Raw genomic sequence first — 20,732 nt, forward strand, 5'->3', positions numbered from 1 at the left:
TATAGATGAAGAACAAATATTTTTTCGCCTTAGCCATCCTGTGCGGAATGGCACTCGGACTCGTCACGGCATGTAGCGAGACAGACAACGAACTGATTGAATATCCCAACTGGGAGAAACGCAACGTTGCCTATTTCGACAGTATCTACAATGTGGCGATAGAGAACAGAGACGGTATGTGGGATACCATACGTTGCTGGTCGATGAGCGAGAACAACACTACGCTCTCTCGCACGAACTATATCGTGGTGCACAAAGAGGAGGTGGGCACCGGAAGCGGTTGTCCGCTATACTCCGACTCCGTGCTCGTGCATAACCAAGGTAAACTGCTGCCTTCTACAGGCCATCCGCAGGGATATTTCTTCGAGAAGAGCTACGAGGGAGACTTCGACAGCTACAATCCGCTGACGGCACGGGCAAAGAAATGGGCGGTAAACATATTGGTTGACGGATATGTCACAGCATTGCAGCGCATGCACATCGGAGACCGCTGGCGTGTGTATATGCCATGGACAATGGGATATGGCACAACGGATTACAATGGAATTCCGGCATACAGTGTGCTGATATGGGACATCAAGCTTCTCGGATATTATCATCCGGGAGCAGTAGTGCCCGATCAGAACGCCAAAGACCATGCTTCCTCTCTGTGGACAATGGAGTAGGGACGTTCCACTCTTCTGAAACAAATCCAAACCAGTCATAAGGGCTTACTTGCAAGCAGTTATACTGTTACTACAATAAGCGGCCGGCTGACCATTTCGGGATAAAGCCCAGGCAAGCCTGATATCTGGCTGATTGTGGCAAAATAATAACAGCCTAAGACAGTTGACATGTTCTCTGTCTTAGGCTGTTTGCGTTTTCTGTATTTTCGGCGTCAGACCGTTTGTATTTCCATTATCAGCATCGTTAGGTTGTTTGCGCTTCCATTATCAGCGTCGTCAGACCGTTTGTGCTCCAGTATCTGTGTCTTCATACTGTTTGTGTCTTCAGAATCAGCGTGGCAAGCTGAACTTGCCACGCTGTGATACCGGACAAATCGTTCGTATATTAGAAGTGATATTTCGTACCGATGCTGAATCGCAGTTCCACCTTTATCGGACTGCAGCAGACGGATGTTTCGAGATTCTTTGTATACATTGTGGCTGAAGGTTCGAAATACAGTTCCGTATGGGGCGTCACCATGACACCGGTCTGGATGGCGGCGTGGATTCCAGGAGCGAAGTTCGTTGAGCGGTGTTTCTTGGTGCTTGCTGCCACCTGAGCTCCTATCAGTCCAGTCAGCTGTATAGACTGGTCTTCAGTAGATTCTCCGGTTATGGCACTCTTCAGGTTCATCATATAGTCGGCACGTAGAGCAGTTACGGTCTTGCTTCCCAATCTGTGCGACGGCACCACCGTGTTGCCCACCGAAGCCTGTATACCACTCACCTGATTGAACCATCGGCCATATCCCACATCGGTAAGAATCGTCAGGTTTCTGCCTAAGCTGCCGCCCAAAGCCAGGTTTCCGGAGTATATACCCGTTCCTGCACCGAGGAATACGAAGTTCTTCTTCGTCGGAGCCTCGTCGAGGTCCTTGTTGCGGTCGCTGCGCTGCAAGAAATATTCCACACCCACCTGCACCTGTGGTTGCAGACGGTGGGAGCGTGCTCCTTTGTAGCGTGATGTCAGTTCATATCCCAACTGTGTCTCTGCCAGTATGTTCACATTCGGCGACACCCTGAATGCGAGCTGTCCGCCACCATGCACATCGGTGTTCAGACGAGTGTAGTCGGAGTGGTCAGCACCGAGGTTCACACCCAATAGAGATCTCACGGAGAGCGTTCTTGTGTTGTCGCATCCATAAGTCAGTGCAGTGAGGTCAGTCATCCAGTCGAAGCCAGCCGTAGCCACACCATAGTAGTTCTTGTTTATCGGTCTGCCGAACATACCCTGCAGACTGTATCTCCATCCCGTCATCGGTGCTGTCCAATGAGTGTAGCTCATTCTGACGACAGGCATGTAGCGTTTCCATTCGTTGTATTGGAACAGTCTCACTGCCGCTCCTCCAGTCAGGGCGAAGCTGCTCCTCCTCATTGCCGCTGCTCCCTCGTTGTCGTGTATCCTCCTTGACAGTCCCTCGTGGTAAGTATATACGAATCCGGCAAGCAGAGATGCCGTGGCGTCGATGTTGCCGAAGGTATATGCTTTAGGCGCCCATCTGTGGTTGTATGCGTCGACGCGCGGTTCCAACACGAAGTTGATGTCGCGCGACAGGCGGAAGTTTGCCTGCAGTCCGGCACCGGCATTCCATGTATATCTGTTGCTTGAACGAGCGTCTCTCGAATAGTTGTATCCCACACCCGCTATGGTGTTCATCCAGAATCTGCGGTCCGGATTCAGTCCGCCGAAGGCATTGTGCAGGTTCAGCAGATAGTCGAGCCTTGCTCCTATGGCTCTCACCCTTGTGCCGTTGTGTTGGTCAAACGTTGTGGTGTTGAGGTTTATCTGCAGAGCGTTGCAGTTGTCCATCCATTTTCCGAGCGACACCCCTACGGTCATTCCCATATTCTCTTTCCATTCGTCGATGGCTGCACTTCCCATATACATTGGTCCTGCCATGACGCTGGCGAATAAGCCGTCGGCGAAAGAATGTGGGGAAACGTAGTTGCCGCGGGTGTTGCTGCGCCTCTCGTCGGGCATACGCACTCCGAATCCCATTGTCACGCTTGCCATGGGGTGCAGGTTGCGCCATGTGGCAGTCTGCGCCACATTGTCTTGTGCCACTCCCACACGCGGTTCGAGATAGAAATATGTGATGTCAGAGAATGCGAACTGTCCCCTCATTCCAAGATGCGCACCGAATCCGTGGTCGTTGTTGTTGTATGCTCGTGAATATGTGGCGTCGATTCCGGCGATGCCATACAGTTCGAAAGGCTTCTGGCGGTAAGTGCTTCCCGGCTGTGCTATCGCCGTGATGTTGAGCATGTAGTCAAGGGCAGCAGTGGCGAATTTCACTTTCTTGTCGGCAATTCTGTATGCACCCCCATTGAAGTTGAGGCGCAGTCCGTGTTCTGGTGATATCCAGTCACCGATGCCCAGTTCTGCCGTAGGTCCCAGTGCTACGTCGTGGCGTCCCATGAGGTTGCCGCCAAATCCGAATTCCATGAACATGTGGTCCATGAACTTCTTGTTCTTGTATGATTTCGCCACCTGTGGTCTCTGCAGCATATAGTTCAGCGCACTGCTGTCCAGCTGTGCGTAGGAGCTGAGTGGTGCGCCAACTGCCATCAGTGCGCATATTATGATGATGTTTTTTCTTTTCATGTTTATGTCCTTTTATTTATCCATAGACAAGAGGTCGTTCACGTCGCCGTCCACCTTTGCCGTTTCTTTCAGCGATGGATCCATGTCGAACGACTTTTTCAGTTCTTTGTATGCCTCAGCCGGGTCGTTGGTCCTGTTCAGGCAGATGGCACGCAGATAGTGTGTTGTGGCATCCTCGTCGGGAAGCTGCTTGCTGAGTTTCAGAGCCTCGTCGTTGCGTTTCATGGCGAGCAGCATCACCACTTCGTTGCGTGTGCTTGTCTTGGCTATCGTTGCGTAGTTGTCGTCGAATCTGCCGTTCAGCACGGCGTTCACGGCGAGCATCGTGTGTGTTGCGTCATTGTCGGTGATGAAGCGTGCCACGGAGTCGGACTCCGTGAACAGACCTTCGTTGAGCAGTGCTATCACCTGGTTTATGTTCACCTCCTGTGGCGCCTTTTCTCCGGCGAATGGTCTCAGCAGCGACGGGTCAGCCTTTCTGCTGCTGATGAGTGAGGCTGAGAGGTCGTTGGCTGCCGCCATGAATGATGGATACACCTCCAGTGCCTGTCGCATGATTGTCTGCCGCTTCAGCGAGTCGGTCTCAGAGCGGTAAAGTTTGAAGAACTCGAATTTAGAGAGCTGCTTGTAGTCCTGCTGATACAGTTCGTTTATCTCGTCCGCCGTCAGTGTGCGGTATATGTTGTAGTACAGCGTGTATTCCACCCGGCGCAGATGCGGCAGGTAGTTCTTGGCAATCAGCTTTTTGTAGTATGGCAGTTTTCTCACCGCTTGTCCCTGCATGTCGATGTTCTTCTGCCGGTCAATGATTCTTTCAATGCTGGCAGCCTGGTCGGTCAGACTGTCGCGGCGCATCATGTCAGCCACCTCTTTCCATGGTGCCACATTAGCGTGGCTCTTGAATTCCATGCCGTTTGTCATTCCTCTTGGCAGGGCCTTTTTCAGAAAGCCGAGAGCATAGTCCATACGCTCCTTTGCCAATGTTAGGTTCTGGCGGTATTTTCCTTCTGGCGATGACTGTCCCCTCAGTTCCAGAGAGTTCAGTGTCGCTCCTTTAGATTGAGATATAGTCTCGATTTGCGCACTCAATTTCTCTATCTCCTCAGCGTTCTGAGGGTCTGAACTGTCGAACACCGCTTTGCCGACAGGGAATTTCAGGTTCACCTCTCCCTTGCTGTCGCGGAGCTGCGCCTCCGGTTTTGGTAGAAATGCCGAGTCGGAGAGCTGTTTTGATGCGAAGCTATAGTCGAGGAAGCGCAGCGGGTTCACTGTTCCGCGTGCTATCACCGTGGTGTCGCGGTATAGAATCCTGTTGTAGTTCTCTATCGCCATATACACATCGCATGAGAAGTCATCCTTGATATGCTCCACGTATATAGAGTCGCTGTATCCGATGATGTCGTTGCTTCGTCCCTTCTCCCGTGTGCCCTTGCTCTTCACTGTGATGTATTTCGCCAGCGGGTCGCCTTTATCTTCATTGTTCATGTCGAAGTTGTATAGTCTGTCCTGGGTCTTGTTGTATACTCCGGCATCATATACCATTGGCTTCATCAGAGTCTTCTCGTTGCGTGTGGCGTTGTTCAGAATCGGCTGCACCACGAGTCTTGTGTTGTGGGAGAACATCTCCTTAGGCACTCTCACCCTTGTCTTCACGTAGAAGTAGTTGCCGTGTACCTCTATGTCGGTAGGCTCCGGCATGATCTTGTCCGTTATCCTTTTCTGTGATATCGTCACCTCGCTGAGCGAGATGTTCTCCTCGTCGAGAACGATGTGTAGTCTTGTCTTTCCCTTCACGTCCACTTCTTTTGTTTTCATTCCCACCATTGAGAAGCGGAGTCTTGCGTTGGATCTCACGTTTACGGCAAACCTTCCGTCCAGATCCGTTGTGGCGAGTGCACGGCGTGCTTTGGCATCTGTTACATTCACTCCGATGCAAGGTTTGTTGTCGCTTTTTGCCACCACCAGTCCCGTCACTCTTATCACGTCCTGTGCGGAGGCATTGACAGAGAGAAGCGAGAATAGCAATATTATGATAGAAGTGGTTCGAAGCGTCTTTGATAAAAAGTCCTGATTGTTCATAAAAGTAACTTTATCTTAATAGATATACAAATGAGATGCCTGCCTTCACAGGTATCGGTTTCCATTCTTTCACGTTTGCTGAGTTGGGTTGTGGTTCCTCCTTGTTCCAGCTCATTTCATGACAGTGTGCCATTCCGGCTCCGATAGTAGCTTCCAGGCTCCAGCGTTTCGACAATACGAAGCTGTAGCCATAGGTGAGTCCTCCTCCATAGAGGTCGCCAATGTGCCTTTTGCCGTTGTGAACGAAGTTGTAGTCGCAACCTATTCCGGCTATGCCGAGAAAATGTCCCGCCTGCGGACGGGCGCTGAACCAATATCTCACCTCCGGTGTTATCGCAGCGCCACGGGTGTCGATGTTGAATACTTTTATTCTGTTGTAAGCCGCTTCAAAATTGAATGTGATGTGGCGGTTGATGCGGAATTCCGCACCGATGTTAGGTGTCGCCGCCGCCCAGTAGAGCGCATTTGTCTTGAGTGCCACCCTTTGTGCTTCAGCCAGCAGCGGAGAGCACGTCAGTGCTATTGCGGCAGCCAATATGTGCCATTTTTTTGATTTTCCTGAATGTTTGAGTGTCATGTTAATTACTTGTTAAGCATTACACTTCTACCCGCTCTGTCAGTGTGACGTAAACGGAAAGTGCTAAGCTTGATTACTTAAATAATGATTATTGTGTCTGATGTCGTTGCTTATTGTACCTTTTTAAAATGTCTTTGCCCAAGTCTCTTATCGTGTAACCGACATTCGCATCTCGGCAAACGATATGGGCAGAATAGAGTCTTACTTGCTTTTGAAAAATTACCGCTGCAAAATTATGAAAAATAAATTTGTTGTACAAACAAACCTATTAATAATATGTGTAATAGTGTCGATTACCTGACCTCGATTGCTTTCCTTTAGCGCTTTTGGTGGCTAAACCCCGAGCCGGTTCTCTCTTCTGAAACCTAAAGTCCAAGCCCTAACGACCGATTTGGGATAAATGGCCTAACGGTCGTTTGGATTAAAATATAATATGGTGTTGCGGTCTTGTAGACATCTCTTTTCAGCGGGAAACAATCTTTTTTTAATGAAAGTGAAAAAAATATCAAGAAAAGTTTGGAAGTTTAAAATAAACTCCTTACCTTTGCAACCGCTTAATGAGAGCAAGGGCGTTTAGCTCAGCTGGTTTAGAGCATCTGCCTTACAAGCAGAGGGTCGGCGGTTCGAATCCGTCAACGCCCACCAAACTCTTCATCAAGCCTTGGTCCGATTCCAAGATACATAACAATCGGGCGTTTAGCTCAGCTGGTTTAGAGCATCTGCCTTACAAGCAGAGGGTCGGCGGTTCGAATCCGTCAACGCCCACCAAAAGCAAGACTCGTTATCCATCCGATAGCGAGTTTTTTTTATTCCAAATCCGTTGGACCATAATTATCATTGTAATCATTTGTGTAATTATCTTTGTAATTCGCGGAATTTTGTATCTTTGCATAAGATAAGCTTCGGCTAGGCATAAGAAATAAATACATTTATTTCGTTCTGCTCTCGCCTTGCATTATCTTTGCATAAGATAAGCTGCATCTCAGCATATCAATCAAATTAAAAAGAAATGGAAAAGGATAAGATGGACGATAAACGAACTATTACATCAACATCAACGTCAGGCGGTAATGCTGACAATACGAAGGCTATGCAGGGCACAGCCTATGCCATACTTATAATCATAAGCATATCCCATTTCCTCAACGACATGATACAGTCGGTGGTACCATCGATATATCCGATGATAAAAGAAGATTTCTCGCTTTCGTTCGCCCAGATCGGACTCATCACCTTCGTGTTCCAGTTGGCGTCATCCATCCTGCAGCCCTTCACCGGGCTCTATGCCGACCGCCATCCGCGGCCTTATGCCCTCTCGCTGGGCATGTGCTTCACACTGGCCGGACTCCTCCTGCTTGCCTTTGCCGGCAATTTCTGGATGATCATCCTCGCGGTGAGCGTCATCGGCTTCGGCTCCACTGTATTCCATCCCGAAGCCTCCCGAGTGGCGCAGATGGCATCGGGAGGCAAGAAAAGTCTTGCGCAGTCTATCTTCCAGGTGGGCGGCAACGGCGGGTCGGCCGTCGGACCGCTGTTGGCGGCAGTCATAGTGCTCCCTTTCGGACAGTGGGCAATCTCCTGGTTTGCCATCGCTGCAATATTCGCTTCGCTGATAATGCTGAAGGTGGGCAGATGGTATAAGGCGTTGATAGCCTACCGAGAGGACCATTCCATCGCCGCCCCAGCTCCCAACACGAGCATCTCGGAGCGTAGCAAACACATGGCGCTCATTATCCTCGTGGTGCTGGTATTCTCAAAATACTTCTATACGGCATGCATCACCAACTATTTCACATTCTTCCTCATCGACAAATTCCATGTCAGTGTGCAGACCTCACAGCTCTGCCTCTTCGCCTTCCTCGCTGCATTCGCCATCGGCACGGTGGCTGGCGGCATATTCGGCGACCGTTTCGGCAGGAAGTACGTGATATGGTTCTCCATCCTCGGTGCAGCTCCCTTCGCCTTGGCGCTGCCGTTTGTAGATAGCCTGTGGCTCACGGTGGTCATGGCGTTCATGTCAGGACTTGTCATAGCTTCGGCGTTCTCCTCCATCGTGGTGTATGCCACCGACCTCATGCCCGACAAGCTCGGACTCATCGCCGGTATCTTCTTCGGACTGATGTTCGGCCTTGGCGGTCTGGGGGCCGCCTTCTTCGGATGGCTCGCCGACAAGACCAGCGTTGACTATATCTTCCGTGTCAGCGCCTTCCTCCCGCTGCTCGGCATCGTGGCCGGACTGCTTCCGGATACCCGGAAGAAATAGCCGTTGCAGACACCCATAAGATAATATCCAATAAAAAAGCATCAGCTGATGCAAAACCGTATAATACTACTGCTTATGAAAACTCTGAATCCAATACGCTGGATGCTGGCGGCACTGCTCGTCATCGCATTCATATCATGCGGAAAACGCACTCCCAAATACGTCATCGGCGTGTCGCAGTGCAGCGAGGACATTTGGCGCAAGAAGATGAACGATGAACTGCGCATCGCCACTTTCCCTCACGACAACGTGGAACTGCGCATTGTCTCTGCCGACGATGATGTGGATAAACAGATAAAGCAGATAGACAAGTTGGTGGAACAGGGCATAGACCTTTTGATAGTAGCGCCGATACAGGGAGATGTGGCGAAGGCAATGGACAGAGCCTACGACAAGGGAATACCGGTGATAATGTTCGACCGCCGCACGTCATCCTCCAAATACACCGCATATATCGGTGCCGAAAACGAGGAGATGGGACGCAACATCGCAAAGTTCCTCTCCTCTCGTATCGACGGAAGCGGACGCATTCTCGAGATCTGCGGTCTGCAGTCGTCGTCGCCGGCAAAATCCCGCCAGAAAGGTTTCGACCATGAGGCAGCCCTTCATCCCAACATGAATATCGTGGGCCATCTGATGGCAGACTGGACCCAAGAGAGAGCCTACCATCTGATGGACTCCCTTCTGTCGGGTCCTCACGCCGAGTTCGACTACGTCTTCGCCCATAACGACCGCATGGCAAAAGGGGCGATAGAGGCAGCCAGGAAGCATCATCTGGATCTCGGCAAGATAAAGTTTCTCGGCATCGACGCCGTGGCGCTCGAAGGCGGCGGACTGCAGATGGTGAGAGACGGCGAACTGCTGGCTTCGTATATCTATCCCACACGGGGCGACAAAGTGTTGCAGCTGGCGTTGGACATATTAGAGAAGAGGAAGTTCAAGAGAGAAAACCTCCTCTCCTCGGCGCTCGTCACCACCGACAACGCTAACGTGCTGCTCATGCAAGACGAAGAAATAAAGCGCCAGAGCGACAATCTGATATCGCTGAGCCGCAGGGTGGAAAACACCACCAATGCCTTCGACACCCAGCGCAGCTATCTCTTCATGCTGCTCTTCCTCGTGGCGATGCTCATCATCGTCTGTGTGCTTGCCCTGAAGGCATATCTGGCAAAGAAGCGATACAATGCCCAGCTGCAGGAGAGCATTCAGAAGCAGAAGAAGATGACCGACGACATGGAGAGGATGACTCAGACGCAGTTGCGCTTCTTCACCAACATCTCCCATGAGCTGCGCACTCCGCTCACCCTCATCTCCGGACCTGCCGAACGCTTGGCGGATAGTCCTACCATCAGTGGCGAAATGCGGAAACTCGTTGAGATGATACGTCGCAACGTTGGAATCCTCTCCCAGATGGTGAGTGAGATACTGGAGTTCCGCAAGATACAGAACGAGAAGGCGAAACTCTCTCTCAACCGCTTCGACATCGCCGCCGACCTGAAGGCATGGACTGAGGATTTCTGTGCCGTGGCAGAGAGAAAGGGCATCAGCGTAGGTGTGAAGACAAGCGAGGACTGCAGCATCGTGATTGCCGACCGTGAGAAGATAGCTCATGTGTTCTTCAACCTCATGACCAACGCCCTGAAATACACTCCGGCAAAGGGCACCATCACCGTGACGCTGGCTCATGCCGGCGGCAGATGCACGGTCAGCGTTGCAGACACCGGAAAGGGAATGTCGGAGGAAGACCAACGCCATATCTTCGAACGCTTCTATCAGGCTGCCGACTCCGTGGGTGGCACGGGTATCGGACTCGCCATCGTGAAGGCTTATGTAGACTTACACCATGGAACGGTGCAGGTGGAGAGCCGGCAGGGCAGGGGATCCACCTTCTCCTTCGTCATCCCCGACTCCCAGCCGGGATATGACGCCACGCTTGACAAGCAGACCGAGATACAGTCCGACACGCAGCTCATCGACGATTATTCGGTGAAGGATGTCGTGGCGGAACGAAACCTCTCGCTGGTGACAGGCAGCGAAGACTACGACAGCGACCGCCCTCTCGTACTCGTCATCGACGACAATGCCGGCATGAGGTCGTATATACGTTCCGTTCTCTCGTCTTCATACAATGTGATGGAAGCGCAGAATGGCGAAGAGGGCCTCTCGGTGGCAAAGAAGAACGTGCCGCAGCTGGTGGTATGCGATGTCATGATGCCGGTGATGGACGGACTGGAATTCTGTCGCTGCATGAAGACCGACATCGCCACGAGCCACATCCCCGTGATACTCCTCACGGCAAGAACCTTGGAAGATCAGCGGATAGAGGGCTACAACACGGGAGCCGACTCCTACATTACCAAGCCATTCTCTGTCGACACCCTTATGGCACGTGTCGCCAACCTGCTGAAGAGCCGTTCGCAGCTGAAGCTCATCTTCTCCGGTTCGCAGCAGGAACAGCAGGAGCAGGACGCTCTCGGCGAGAAAGACCAGACCTTCGTCTCCCAGTTGCGCGATGCCATAAAGCGCCACATCCCCGATGCCGACTATTCCGTAGAAGACCTTGGCAGCGAGATGGGGCTCAGCCGTGTGCAGCTCTATCGCAAGGTGAAGGCGCTCACCGGCTATTCTGTGGTAGACCTCCTTCGCAAAGCCCGTCTGGCAAAGGCAAAGCGCCTGCTCGAAACCACCGACAAGAACATCTCCGAAGTAGCCTACGAAGTAGGTTTTACCACTTCGTCGTATTTCGCCAAGAGATTCAAGGAGGAATACGGAGTGAGACCGGGAGATGTGGAGTGATGGCAGTCTATTGCGAATTTCCATATATCAACGAAATTTTCAAGAAAACCGTCAACCATCTGGTCGTGTAAGTGGAAGTGCTTATGAATCAGATACTTGTGTGTTATTTATTGCGAAAAAACCATCTGGTAATTGTCTGGACAGTTTAATGTTTTATTTACATTTGTCCGCTTTTGGCATCTCCTTTACGAACGTATTTTGCCTGTATTTTTGTTATTGGGTATGTTTGCCAAAACAAAACCATAAACAATGACAAGGACAACCGGCATTTCATGAATAAAACATAGACTTGCTATTCGTAAAACATAGACTTGTAATTCGTAAAATATTGACCTCGGATTTCCCCCACGCCGTGGGGAACAGAACCCCCTAATGTGGGGATATCTTCCCCCTGGCGTGGGGGAAAATATGGGATGCCGAAAGGCATGATACTTCTATGATATATCTGTGATGCTTTTCTGTAAAATATCCAGAAAAGTATCATCTGGTTAAGTCTTTAGTCTATAGAGCTTTAGAGGCTTGGCGGCGGCCAAGAATGATACTATGACACTTCGCAGCACATATTGTTTTCATATGCGACACTATAAACCCAAAACGGTCATTAGGGCTTGCTTGGATTTTGATTTTTAAAAGAGTGGATTTTGTCTGGCTTTTAATGAGTAATAGCGGGCTATTGTGAATTAAAAACAGGCAAAAGACGCCTTATAAATGACAAAAGACTGCAAGCAGTTGTAAAATATCACATTGAAACGGCCTAATGGTCGATTTGGGTTTAAAGGAAGAACAATAGAATATCGGTCAAGCAAAGAGCTGTAATCTTTGCTTGGCCGATTTCGGTTTTATGGATTTATCAAGAAATATACTGATTAATCGTAATTATTTTTGCTTGTATGATTAATTATTGTATATTTGTAGCGTTGTTTCGCTTACAGAAAGAAACATTTTTGTCTTACTCTCAACATTTATGCTTATGAAGAGGAACTATCTATTCTTATTTGCATTTCTGCTCGCATTGCTGCCCCAGGTGGTGAATGCCGACACATGGTCGTTTGAGTGGAATACTTCAAAAGCTAATGGCGGACAGGGATTCTATAACTTCGGCACAAACCGTGTGGAAAAGGATTTCTATACCGCAGAGCTGAACGGACTGCAGTGGAACATCTCTGCAGTGGGTACCACAACTTATGCTTATACGGCAAACAAAGGACAGTATGTCGGTTCTGCTTCCGAACCGCCATCAAGCGTCAGGCTCTGGACCGGCGGCATTGTCGGCAAGGTGACGGCAGTGCGCGTAAAAGCCTATCTGCAGAAAGCTGAATATGCCGGAGATGTCTCAGTGAAGGTGAACGGCAGCAGTTATCAGTGCGGCAAGTCGGCTTCGGCAAGTCTCTCTGCCGCAGAGACGGAGTTTGCATTCACCATAGCCGATGCCCGGGAAGGAGAGATAGAAATCACGATAAACCAGACGAGCGAGAACAAGGGACCTGTCTATCTGCGCAAGATAGAAGTGGACTACGAGAAGGAGCAGTCTGCCGTCATGCCGCCGGTATTCACACCAGCCGCCGGAACCTACGACGAGGCGCAGAGCGTGGCGATAACCACAGAGGCGACAACGGCGGCTGACCGTATCATATATTATACCACCGACGGCAGCAATCCTAAACTGGCCGACGGCTCCCGTATGACCTACACCGCTCCTCTGGATATCGCTGAGACCACCACCATAAAGGCTGTGGTGCAGGAAGGAGAGGATTACAGTGATGTGGTTGAGGCAAAGTATGTGATACGCAAAGATCCGCAGCTGAGCTTCTATCAGCAGAACATCACGCTCACATCAGGCGATGACGGATATGCCGACCTGCTCAATCCGAACAAGCTGTCACCGATAGAATACAGTTCGTCGCAATGGGACGTATGTTCGGTTGACGACAAGGGATTTCTTGCCACTTCGTATGTGGAGTTCACTCAGACCGTTATCATCACTGCCACCTTTGCCGGCAATGACGAGTTCAAGCCGGGAGCGGCAAAGATGTTTGTCACCGTTGAGGCCAAGCAGCCGCTGAAGACTCCTGTGGTGACTCCGCCGGGCGGCACGTTCGACGCTCCGCAGGAGGTCACGGTGACTACCGATGACGAGAATGCCGTGACGATATGGTATTCCACCGAGGCAAAGGATGCCGAGGAATTCCAGGATGACTATACGAAGAGCACTGTAGTGGAAGGCAAGACCACCTCGTTTACTATAGACAAGAGCTGCACTCTGTATGTCATGACACGTGGATACAACCAGAACAGTGAGGTCGTTACGGCACAGTTCGTCATCAACGAACCGCTGGAGGCCGATTTCACCACCGACAGGGCGGCGACGGCATACTACGACCAGGGGTTTGACTCTGCAGAGGAGATGAATGATTGGACAGCAGACAACGGATGGAATCTTGTAAACAAGAAGTTCAGTTCTATAAAGGCAGACGACGCATATTCCATCGCAATATCCTATAATGCTCAGGAAACGGGCAATGCAGAGCTCACGAGTCCGGAGCTGACAATAGAGGAGGGGAGCAACGTTGAATTCTACGCATACTTCCAGGCACCATACCTCGTTTTCGGCAAGTGGACATTCAACATCATTGATACAGAAACCAATGAGAGCGCCACTCTGCTGAATGCTTTCGACTGGGCGCAGGATAATTCTTATACAGGACCTGGCTGGAATAAATTCTCGTTCGACCTTGCTGCATACACAGGCAAGAAAGTGAAGTTCGTGTTCGACTATCCGTTTGGAGGCGAGGATCTTGCCCTTGATGGTTTCCGCCTTGTCAAGTCAGACCCTGCCGCAGCAGATGAGATTCATATCTTCGAAGGTGAGAGCATAACGTTCAAGAGTCTTGCCAAGGGCAGTCCGGAGACGCTGCAATGGGAATTCCCTGGTGCTGACACGGAGACCTCTGCAGAGGAGAATCCTGTGGTGAGATACAACGTGGCAGGAACCTATGATGTCACTCTCACCGTGAAGCGTGGTGACGAAAGCGACAAGATGGAGCGCAAGGGTCTGGTGGTGGTTTCACAGAAAGCTCCAACGGCTCTCATCGGATTGCCGGAAGAGGGATACGAGAGTCCGTGGGTTGGCGTGTTCGTGCCTACAGACGTTCCGGTGACGTTCCGCGACCTGTCAACTGGAAATCCTACGGAATGGAACTGGGTGTTCCAGTTTGCCGACAAGGAGACGAGCACGGAGCAGAATCCTACGGTGACGTTCATCAAGAAGGGCACCGTCAGCGTGGGCCTGACTGCGAAGAATGCCGCCGGACAGAGCAGCGACGTATTGCAATATGCGGTGCAGGCAGGTGGCGCACAGTATGTGTGGAATATCAGCAGCGAGGAGAACAAGAGTCTTGAGAAGATCACCCTGGGCTGGTATGGCAACTATGCCGGTAGCAACTGGCTCGGCATCAACAAGTTTGCAGAGAAATACAAGGCGCCTCTGGCGAATGCCACCATCTCAGAGGTTGCGGTATACTTCGCTTCGGTAACGGCTCTCGATGCCGATTGTCCTATCGTGCTCACGGTGAATGCCGTGGCAGACAACGGTGAACCGGGAGAGGTGCTCGCCACATCTACGGTAAAGACGGCAGACTTGCAATATAGCGACGACGACTATCTTGCCACCAAGTTCAATCTCGACACTACGGTGGACCTGAAGGCCGGCGAGGAGTTCTTTGTAGTGGTGGGACCATTCCCTAACTCTTCTCTCGAAGAATCGCCGTATACCAGCGACGACATCTCCATCTTCTGTCTGCGCCGTGGTGAAGGCAACAAGAACACGGCATGGCAGCTCGTGGAGGATCAGGACGAAAATGGCAACGGACTCGGCTCCTTCAAGTGGTTTGAGAATACCGACGACCCTACGTCGATGGCTATCGCTCCATGTGTGGAATACAAGGGCAAGATGGACGGCATAGTGACCGCCGGCTCTGATGTGCAGCAGAATGCCAAGGTGGTATCGGTATATACTGTCAGCGGACAGCTGACTGACGCTCCTCGTCATGGCGGAATGTATATCGTGAGATATTCTGATGGCACTTGCCGCAAGGTGATGTGGAAGTGATTCTTGGCGAGTAGACAAGTAAACAAGTAGACGAGTAGACAAGGAGATTAGTATTGCTTGTGATAGCAAGTTTTCAATACTAATGTTCTTTGTCTACTCGTCTTTTTGTCTCTATGCCTCTTGTCTACTCGTCAACTTGTCAACTTGTCTACTTATAATAATGTGCATAGTTGAAGAAAGGTTCCGTGACGATGTTTTCGGCATCTTCCGTGAATGTGTGGCCGTAGGGGTCGCGGGCTATTATCCTTATCTTGGATTCGGCGCTCTTCGGCTCATAATAATATAGGTGGTTCATGATGAGATAGCTGTTCTGCTTGCTGATGAAGCGGAAACTCGTTGCCACGGCATATTTGTGGTGGTAGCCGGTGGCGAAGGCGTCCTGTCCCCTTGAGTTGATGCGGTGCATGGGATATTCCACTCCGTTCTCTTCGGCAGTGATGCGCCAGCGGGAGTCGGCATTGAATACGTTGGCTACTATTATCCTGCGGTCGCGAGGAAGGTCCCAGTCGGCGGCATACGACTCGCCGTTGAAGTCGGTGTCGGCATGAAACAGTGTCATTTGCTTGTGGGCGTCCCAGAAGGTGCCTTTGTAGTAGCAGCTCACCATGCGACCGCCTCTGAAGGTGTAAACGTAATATCCGTTCGGAGTGCCGCAGATGTTGATGTTCGACTGCCAAATGTTTCCGCAGGCGGCGGCATGGCAGTGTTCTATCACGTGGTGGCCGTCAATCTCCGTCTCGTGGTTGATGGCGAAATGCGTGTGTCCGCAGAACAACTCGTAGCCTCCGCTGAATTCGCTGAGCAGCGAGAGCAATGCCGGCAGGCGCGATGATGAGTAGTGGCCCTTCTCATGAGCGGCGCTGAGAGGACGGGCTTTGCCGAAGGGACTGGTGCCGAAGGTGAAGGGGATGTGGTAGCAGAGCACCACCTTCTTGCTCTTGGGCGTCAGCGCCAGGTCTTGTCGCAGCCATTTCATCTGACTGTCGGAGAGTTCGCCGGGCGAATAGTATGAGGCGTATTTGCCGTGGAACCTCACGTTGTTGAAACACACATAGTGTTCGTTGCCGCGGTCGAATGAATAGTCTGTCGGTCCCCATGCCTCTTCCCATTTGTTCAGATATTCCGGGTTGTTGTCCTGGTCGTGGTTGCCGATGACAGAGAATATCCTCATCTTCGACGAACCGAGAACTTCTCTTATCTGCTTTTCGAGCATAGGGTTGAAACCGCCGTAGTATTGCACGTCGTCGCCCATACTGAGTCCGTAGATCGGCGTTTCTTGTGGCAGCGAACGTATCGTGCGCCTTATGTCAGCCATCGTTTCCGTGGCAAACCTCTCCACATCGCCGATTTCCAGCGGCTTGTCGTCGGGGCCGTTGTAGTATGGGTTGAAGTCGTTGGTCACCTGTGGATCGCCAAGCACTATCATCTTGTAGTATTTCTCCACTCCTCCCGCCAGCTTCTTCAGTGTGAAACTGTATCGCGACACACCTTTGATGATGGGCTTGTAGAAATGTGCGGTGTGGTCTTTTGCTGAGTGTACGGGCACCTCGCAGTCTGCCGGCACGGTGAAGAATACGAAGCGTGCCGTGGAGTCGTTGGGCAGTTTGTAGCGTCCCAGCGAGTCTGTGGCGGAGCAGTCGATGCCGTTGCTCACCACTACGCCCGCCATCGGGTTGCCTTCCGTGTCGGTCACGGTGCCGTTGATGAACGGTGGGGTGGTGGGCTCCTTCTTCTCCTCAGGTTTCTTATTTTCCGGTTTCTTCTCAGGTGCCTGCCTTTTCCTTGTCGCTATGCGGCGCACGGCGGTGGGCTTCTGTGGAAGCTCCTCTTCTATTCGCCAGCGCAGGGCATAGACTATTGCCGCTGCGCAGCATACGGCAGCGAGTATGGCGATTATCATATATTTGTTCTTCATTTACAGTATGCTCCTTCCTTGTTCTTCTTTTTGCTTGTCGTTGCGATACAATCCTGCAAATTTATGAAAAATATCGGTTCCAGAATCAAGGTTATAGATAAAAAAAGAAACAAAAAATGCAGGCAACATTGTAAATATACTAATTATGATTACCTTTGCATGAATTTGCAAGTTTTTTGAAACAATCGATAAAACATCAATCGTAATGAAAAGAAATGAAATCTGCTACATCGTTGTTGTGGCTGTTATCGGCGTGTCGCTGTTGTTGGGATTCGCCGAAGAAGTGTTCGGACTCGACATGGGTTCGCTGTCGTGGATAGCACATTGGGTGTCGTCGCCGGTGGCTCTTGCCATCGGTTTCGCCTTCGCGTTGCTGCTGGGCAAGGCGTTCCCGGTGTTCAACAAAACGATGTCGAAGAAGCTCCTTCAGTATTCCGTCATCGGACTCGGTTTCGGAATGAATGTGGACAAGGCGCTCGCCTCTGGCAGCGAGGGAATGATATTCACAGTGGCCAGCGTGTTCGGCACGCTCGCCCTGGGATGGCTGTTAGGCAGAAAACTGCTCGGTGTGGACTCGCAGACGAGCTATCTGATCAGTTCCGGCACGGCGATATGTGGCGGTTCGGCGATAGCTGCCGTCGGTCCTATCATCAAGGCTAAGGCTGAGAGCATGTCGGTGGCGCTCGGCGTGGTGTTCGTGCTCAATGGCATAGCGCTCTTCATCTTCCCGTCCATCGGCGATGCCTTGGGGATGACGATGAAGCAGTTCGGAATGTGGGCGGCGATTGCCATCCACGACACCTCTTCCGTAGTGGGAGCCGGTGCGGCATACGACCAGATGCATCCCGACCTGGTGGCGAGCCAGGGCGTGAGCGCATTGGAGGTGGCTACCACCATCAAACTGACGCGGGCGCTGTGGATAGTGGTTCTCGCTCTGGTCACTCCGTTCTTCTTCCGCCGTTCGTTGGCTCAGACAGATGGGGCTTCGAAACCATGGTATAGCTGTGTGCCTCGCTTCATCATCTGGTTTGTGGTGGCGATAATCTTCAACACCTACATCCTGAGCAATGCCTCGCTGATCGGTGATGCTGCAGCGTCGGTGGGTGGTGAGTTCAGCGGTGCCGTGGCGAAACTCGCCAAGCATCTCATCACTCTCTCGCTGTTCTTCATCGGAGCGTCGCTCACCAGGGAGACGCTGCGCAGCGTTGGCATCAAGCCGCTCATACAGGGCGTGCTGCTTTGGGTGAGCATCAGCTGTGTCAGTCTTGCCTATATCTTCTGGGTGGGATGAGGCTTGTTATCACTGACGGCCTAATGACCGTTTGAAACTGAAAAAAATGGGGGATGACCGGTCGCACTGACTGGTCATCCCCCTTGTCGATATTACTTGTTTTTTTTGTGATTACAGACTTCCCACCACGGTTCTGGCATCGTTGCCCTCGAAAACGCAAACGCTGCTCACTGGCTGATAGCTAATGTGTGAGTATTGGAACAGCTGCAGGGCGGCAAACTATCTAAACCGAGCGGAGAATACGATTGATAATGAAATTTTCGGATGATGCGCATGAGAGGGTGGGGAGTGTTGTATCTATGGGGCATGAAATAATGTCGTAGAAAGGGCGGCAGAAGTGGAAAATGCCGCTTCCTGTCTGACAAGATGTCATATCTTTGGCATAATGTGACATTGGCACAGGCTTTGCAAAATGATTGACAGATTGCGAAAGCAGTCTGAGAAATCAGTTAACAAAGAAATAATAAAAAATAGATACAATTATGGGAAAGATTATTGGAATCGACTTGGGTACAACAAACTCATGTGTTGCAGTGTTCGAAGGTAACGAACCGGTAGTAATCGCTAACAGCGAAGGTAAACGCACCACTCCATCAGTGGTAGGTTTCGTAAAAGACGGTGAGCGTAAGGTTGGTGACCCGGCAAAGCGTCAGGCCATCACAAACCCTAAGAATACGGTTTATTCTATCAAGCGTTTCATGGGTGAGACCTACGCACAGTGTGAAAAGGAAACAGGACGTGTGCCATTCACCGTTGTTAACGAGGGTGGTTACCCACGTGTAGACATCGAAGGACGTAAATATACTCCACAGGAAATCTCAGCCATGGTGCTGCAGAAGATGAAGAAGACTGCCGAGGACTATCTCGGACAGGAGGTGACAGACGCTGTCATCACTGTGCCTGCATACTTCTCTGACTCTCAGCGTCAGGCAACCAAGGAGGCTGGACAGATCGCAGGATTGAACGTTCGCCGTATCGTGAACGAGCCAACGGCTGCCGCTCTGGCATACGGAGTGGACAAGGCTAACAAGGACATGAAGATCGCTGTGTTCGACCTCGGTGGCGGTACATTCGATATCTCTATCCTCGAGTTTGGTGGCGGAGTGTTCGAGGTGCTCTCTACAAATGGTGACACACACCTCGGTGGTGATGACTTCGACCAGGTGATCATCGACTGGCTCGTGAACGGATTCAAGGCTGACGAGGGCATCGACCTCTCTAAGGATCCTATGGCTATGCAGCGTCTGAAAGAGGCTGCCGAGAAGGCAAAGATCGAGTTGTCAAGCTCTTCGTCTACAGAAATCAACCTGCCATACATCACGGCAGAAGGCGGTGTGCCAAAGCATTTGGTAAAGACTCTCACACGTTCACAGTTTGAGCAGCTGGCCCACAACCTGATTCAGGCTTGTCTCGTGCCATGCCAGAACGCTATCCGCGACGCAAAGCTCCAGACTTCAGATATCGACGAGGTAATCCTCGTAGGTGGTTCAAGTCGTATACCAGCAGTGCAGACTCTCGTGAAGAACTACTTCGGCAAAGAGCCTTCAAAGGGCGTTAACCCAGACGAGGTGGTTGCAGTGGGTGCTGCTATCCAGGGTGCCATCCTCAACAAGGAAGAGGGAGTTGGCGACATCGTATTGCTCGACGTTACTCCTCTGACTCTCGGTATCGAGACAATGGGTGGCGTGATGACAAAGCTTATCGACGCAAACACCACAATCCCTTGCAAGAAGAGTGAGACATTCTCTACAGCTGCCGACAACCAGACTGCCGTGACCATCCACGTGCTGCAGGGTGAGCGTCCGATGGCTGCCCAGAACAAGAGTATCGGTCAGTTCAACCTCGAGGGAATCGCACCGGCTCGTCGTGGTGTGCCACAGATTGAGGTGACATTCGATATCGATGCCAACGGTATCCTCAACGTTTCTGCAAAGGACAAGGCCACCGGTAAGGAGCAGGCAATACGTATCGAGGCTTCGTCAGGACTGAGTGAGGATGAGATCAACCGCATGAAGGCTGAGGCTGAGGCTAACGCCGCTGCCGACAAGGCTGAGCGCGAGAAGATCGACAAGATGAACCAGGCTGACTCTATGATATTCACCACAGAGAACTTCCTGAAGGACAATGGCGACAAGATTCCTGCCGACAAGAAGCCAGGCATCGAGCAGGCTCTCCAGCAGCTCAAGGATGCTCACAAGAGTGGTGACGTGGCTGCCATCGACACTGCCATCAACAACCTCAACACCGTTATGCAGGCTGCCTCACAGCAGATGTATCAGGGTGCTCAGCCAGGTGCTGACGCAGGTGCCGGCTTCAACGGAGCCAACGCCGGTGGCGCCCAGAACAACGCCGGCTCACAGAGCAACGGTGCCGACGACGTTCAGGACGCAGACT

The 20,732-nt window shown here is 51.3% G+C and carries 10 protein-coding genes and 2 tRNA genes; 8 read left to right on the top strand and 4 right to left on the bottom strand.

Annotated features, from left to right (window positions below):
• Positions 1–5: 5 nt before the first annotated feature.
• Positions 6–665: an FKBP-type peptidyl-prolyl cis-trans isomerase gene (locus tag ACDC99_RS12560; RefSeq protein ID WP_370756873.1), complete on the top strand. Its 660-nt coding sequence runs from the start codon at positions 6–8 to the stop codon at positions 663–665.
• A 385-nt stretch (positions 666–1,050) separates the two neighbouring features.
• Here ACDC99_RS12560 and ACDC99_RS12565 read toward each other — a convergent pair whose 3' ends face one another.
• From ACDC99_RS12565 to ACDC99_RS12575, 3 genes are read right to left on the bottom strand one after another with little or no spacing between them, the layout of a single operon-like run.
• Positions 1,051–3,309, bottom strand: coding sequence for a hypothetical protein (locus tag ACDC99_RS12565; RefSeq protein WP_044065453.1), 2,259 nt, complete (start codon positions 3,307–3,309; stop codon positions 1,051–1,053).
• A gap of 12 nt (positions 3,310–3,321) precedes the next feature.
• Complete coding sequence (locus ACDC99_RS12570; RefSeq protein ID WP_370756875.1) at positions 3,322–5,388, bottom strand: carboxypeptidase-like regulatory domain-containing protein; 2,067 nt, start codon at positions 5,386–5,388, stop codon at positions 3,322–3,324.
• A gap of 10 nt (positions 5,389–5,398) precedes the next feature.
• On the bottom strand, positions 5,399–5,965 hold the full coding sequence (locus tag ACDC99_RS12575) for a DUF3575 domain-containing protein (RefSeq protein ID WP_052484658.1): 567 nt from the start codon (positions 5,963–5,965) through the stop codon (positions 5,399–5,401).
• Between the two features lie 567 nt (positions 5,966–6,532).
• On the opposite strand from ACDC99_RS12575, the gene ACDC99_RS12580 reads away from it, so the two are divergent.
• The 5 genes from ACDC99_RS12580 to ACDC99_RS12600 all read left to right on the top strand — a co-directional run bounded on the left by ACDC99_RS12580 (position 6,533) and on the right by ACDC99_RS12600 (position 15,132).
• A tRNA-Val gene (locus ACDC99_RS12580) sits at positions 6,533–6,610 on the top strand.
• 45 nt (positions 6,611–6,655) lie between these two features.
• A tRNA-Val gene (locus ACDC99_RS12585) sits at positions 6,656–6,733 on the top strand.
• A 322-nt stretch (positions 6,734–7,055) separates the two neighbouring features.
• The gene (locus ACDC99_RS12590) at positions 7,056–8,228 is read left to right on the top strand and encodes an MFS transporter (protein WP_044065462.1); all 1,173 of its coding nucleotides are present in this window, start codon (positions 7,056–7,058) and stop codon (positions 8,226–8,228) included.
• Between the two features lie 75 nt (positions 8,229–8,303).
• Positions 8,304–11,024: a hybrid sensor histidine kinase/response regulator transcription factor gene (locus ACDC99_RS12595; RefSeq protein WP_370756877.1), complete on the top strand. Its 2,721-nt coding sequence runs from the start codon at positions 8,304–8,306 to the stop codon at positions 11,022–11,024.
• A 970-nt stretch (positions 11,025–11,994) separates the two neighbouring features.
• Positions 11,995–15,132: a chitobiase/beta-hexosaminidase C-terminal domain-containing protein gene (locus ACDC99_RS12600; protein WP_370756878.1), complete on the top strand. Its 3,138-nt coding sequence runs from the start codon at positions 11,995–11,997 to the stop codon at positions 15,130–15,132.
• Between the two features lie 148 nt (positions 15,133–15,280).
• Here ACDC99_RS12600 and ACDC99_RS12605 read toward each other — a convergent pair whose 3' ends face one another.
• Complete coding sequence (locus tag ACDC99_RS12605; protein WP_370756879.1) at positions 15,281–17,047, bottom strand: calcineurin-like phosphoesterase C-terminal domain-containing protein; 1,767 nt, start codon at positions 17,045–17,047, stop codon at positions 15,281–15,283.
• A gap of 205 nt (positions 17,048–17,252) precedes the next feature.
• On the opposite strand from ACDC99_RS12605, the gene ACDC99_RS12610 reads away from it, so the two are divergent.
• Both ACDC99_RS12610 and dnaK read left to right on the top strand, forming a co-directional pair.
• Complete coding sequence (locus ACDC99_RS12610) at positions 17,253–18,338, top strand: YeiH family protein (RefSeq protein ID WP_370756881.1); 1,086 nt, start codon at positions 17,253–17,255, stop codon at positions 18,336–18,338.
• Between the two features lie 482 nt (positions 18,339–18,820).
• The coding region (gene dnaK, locus ACDC99_RS12615; RefSeq protein WP_370756883.1) for a molecular chaperone DnaK at positions 18,821–20,732 on the top strand (1,912 nt) is incomplete at its 3' end.

Source organism: Prevotella pectinovora (genome assembly GCF_041323955.1).
Taxonomy (GTDB): Bacteria; Bacteroidota; Bacteroidia; order Bacteroidales; family Bacteroidaceae; genus Prevotella; species Prevotella pectinovora.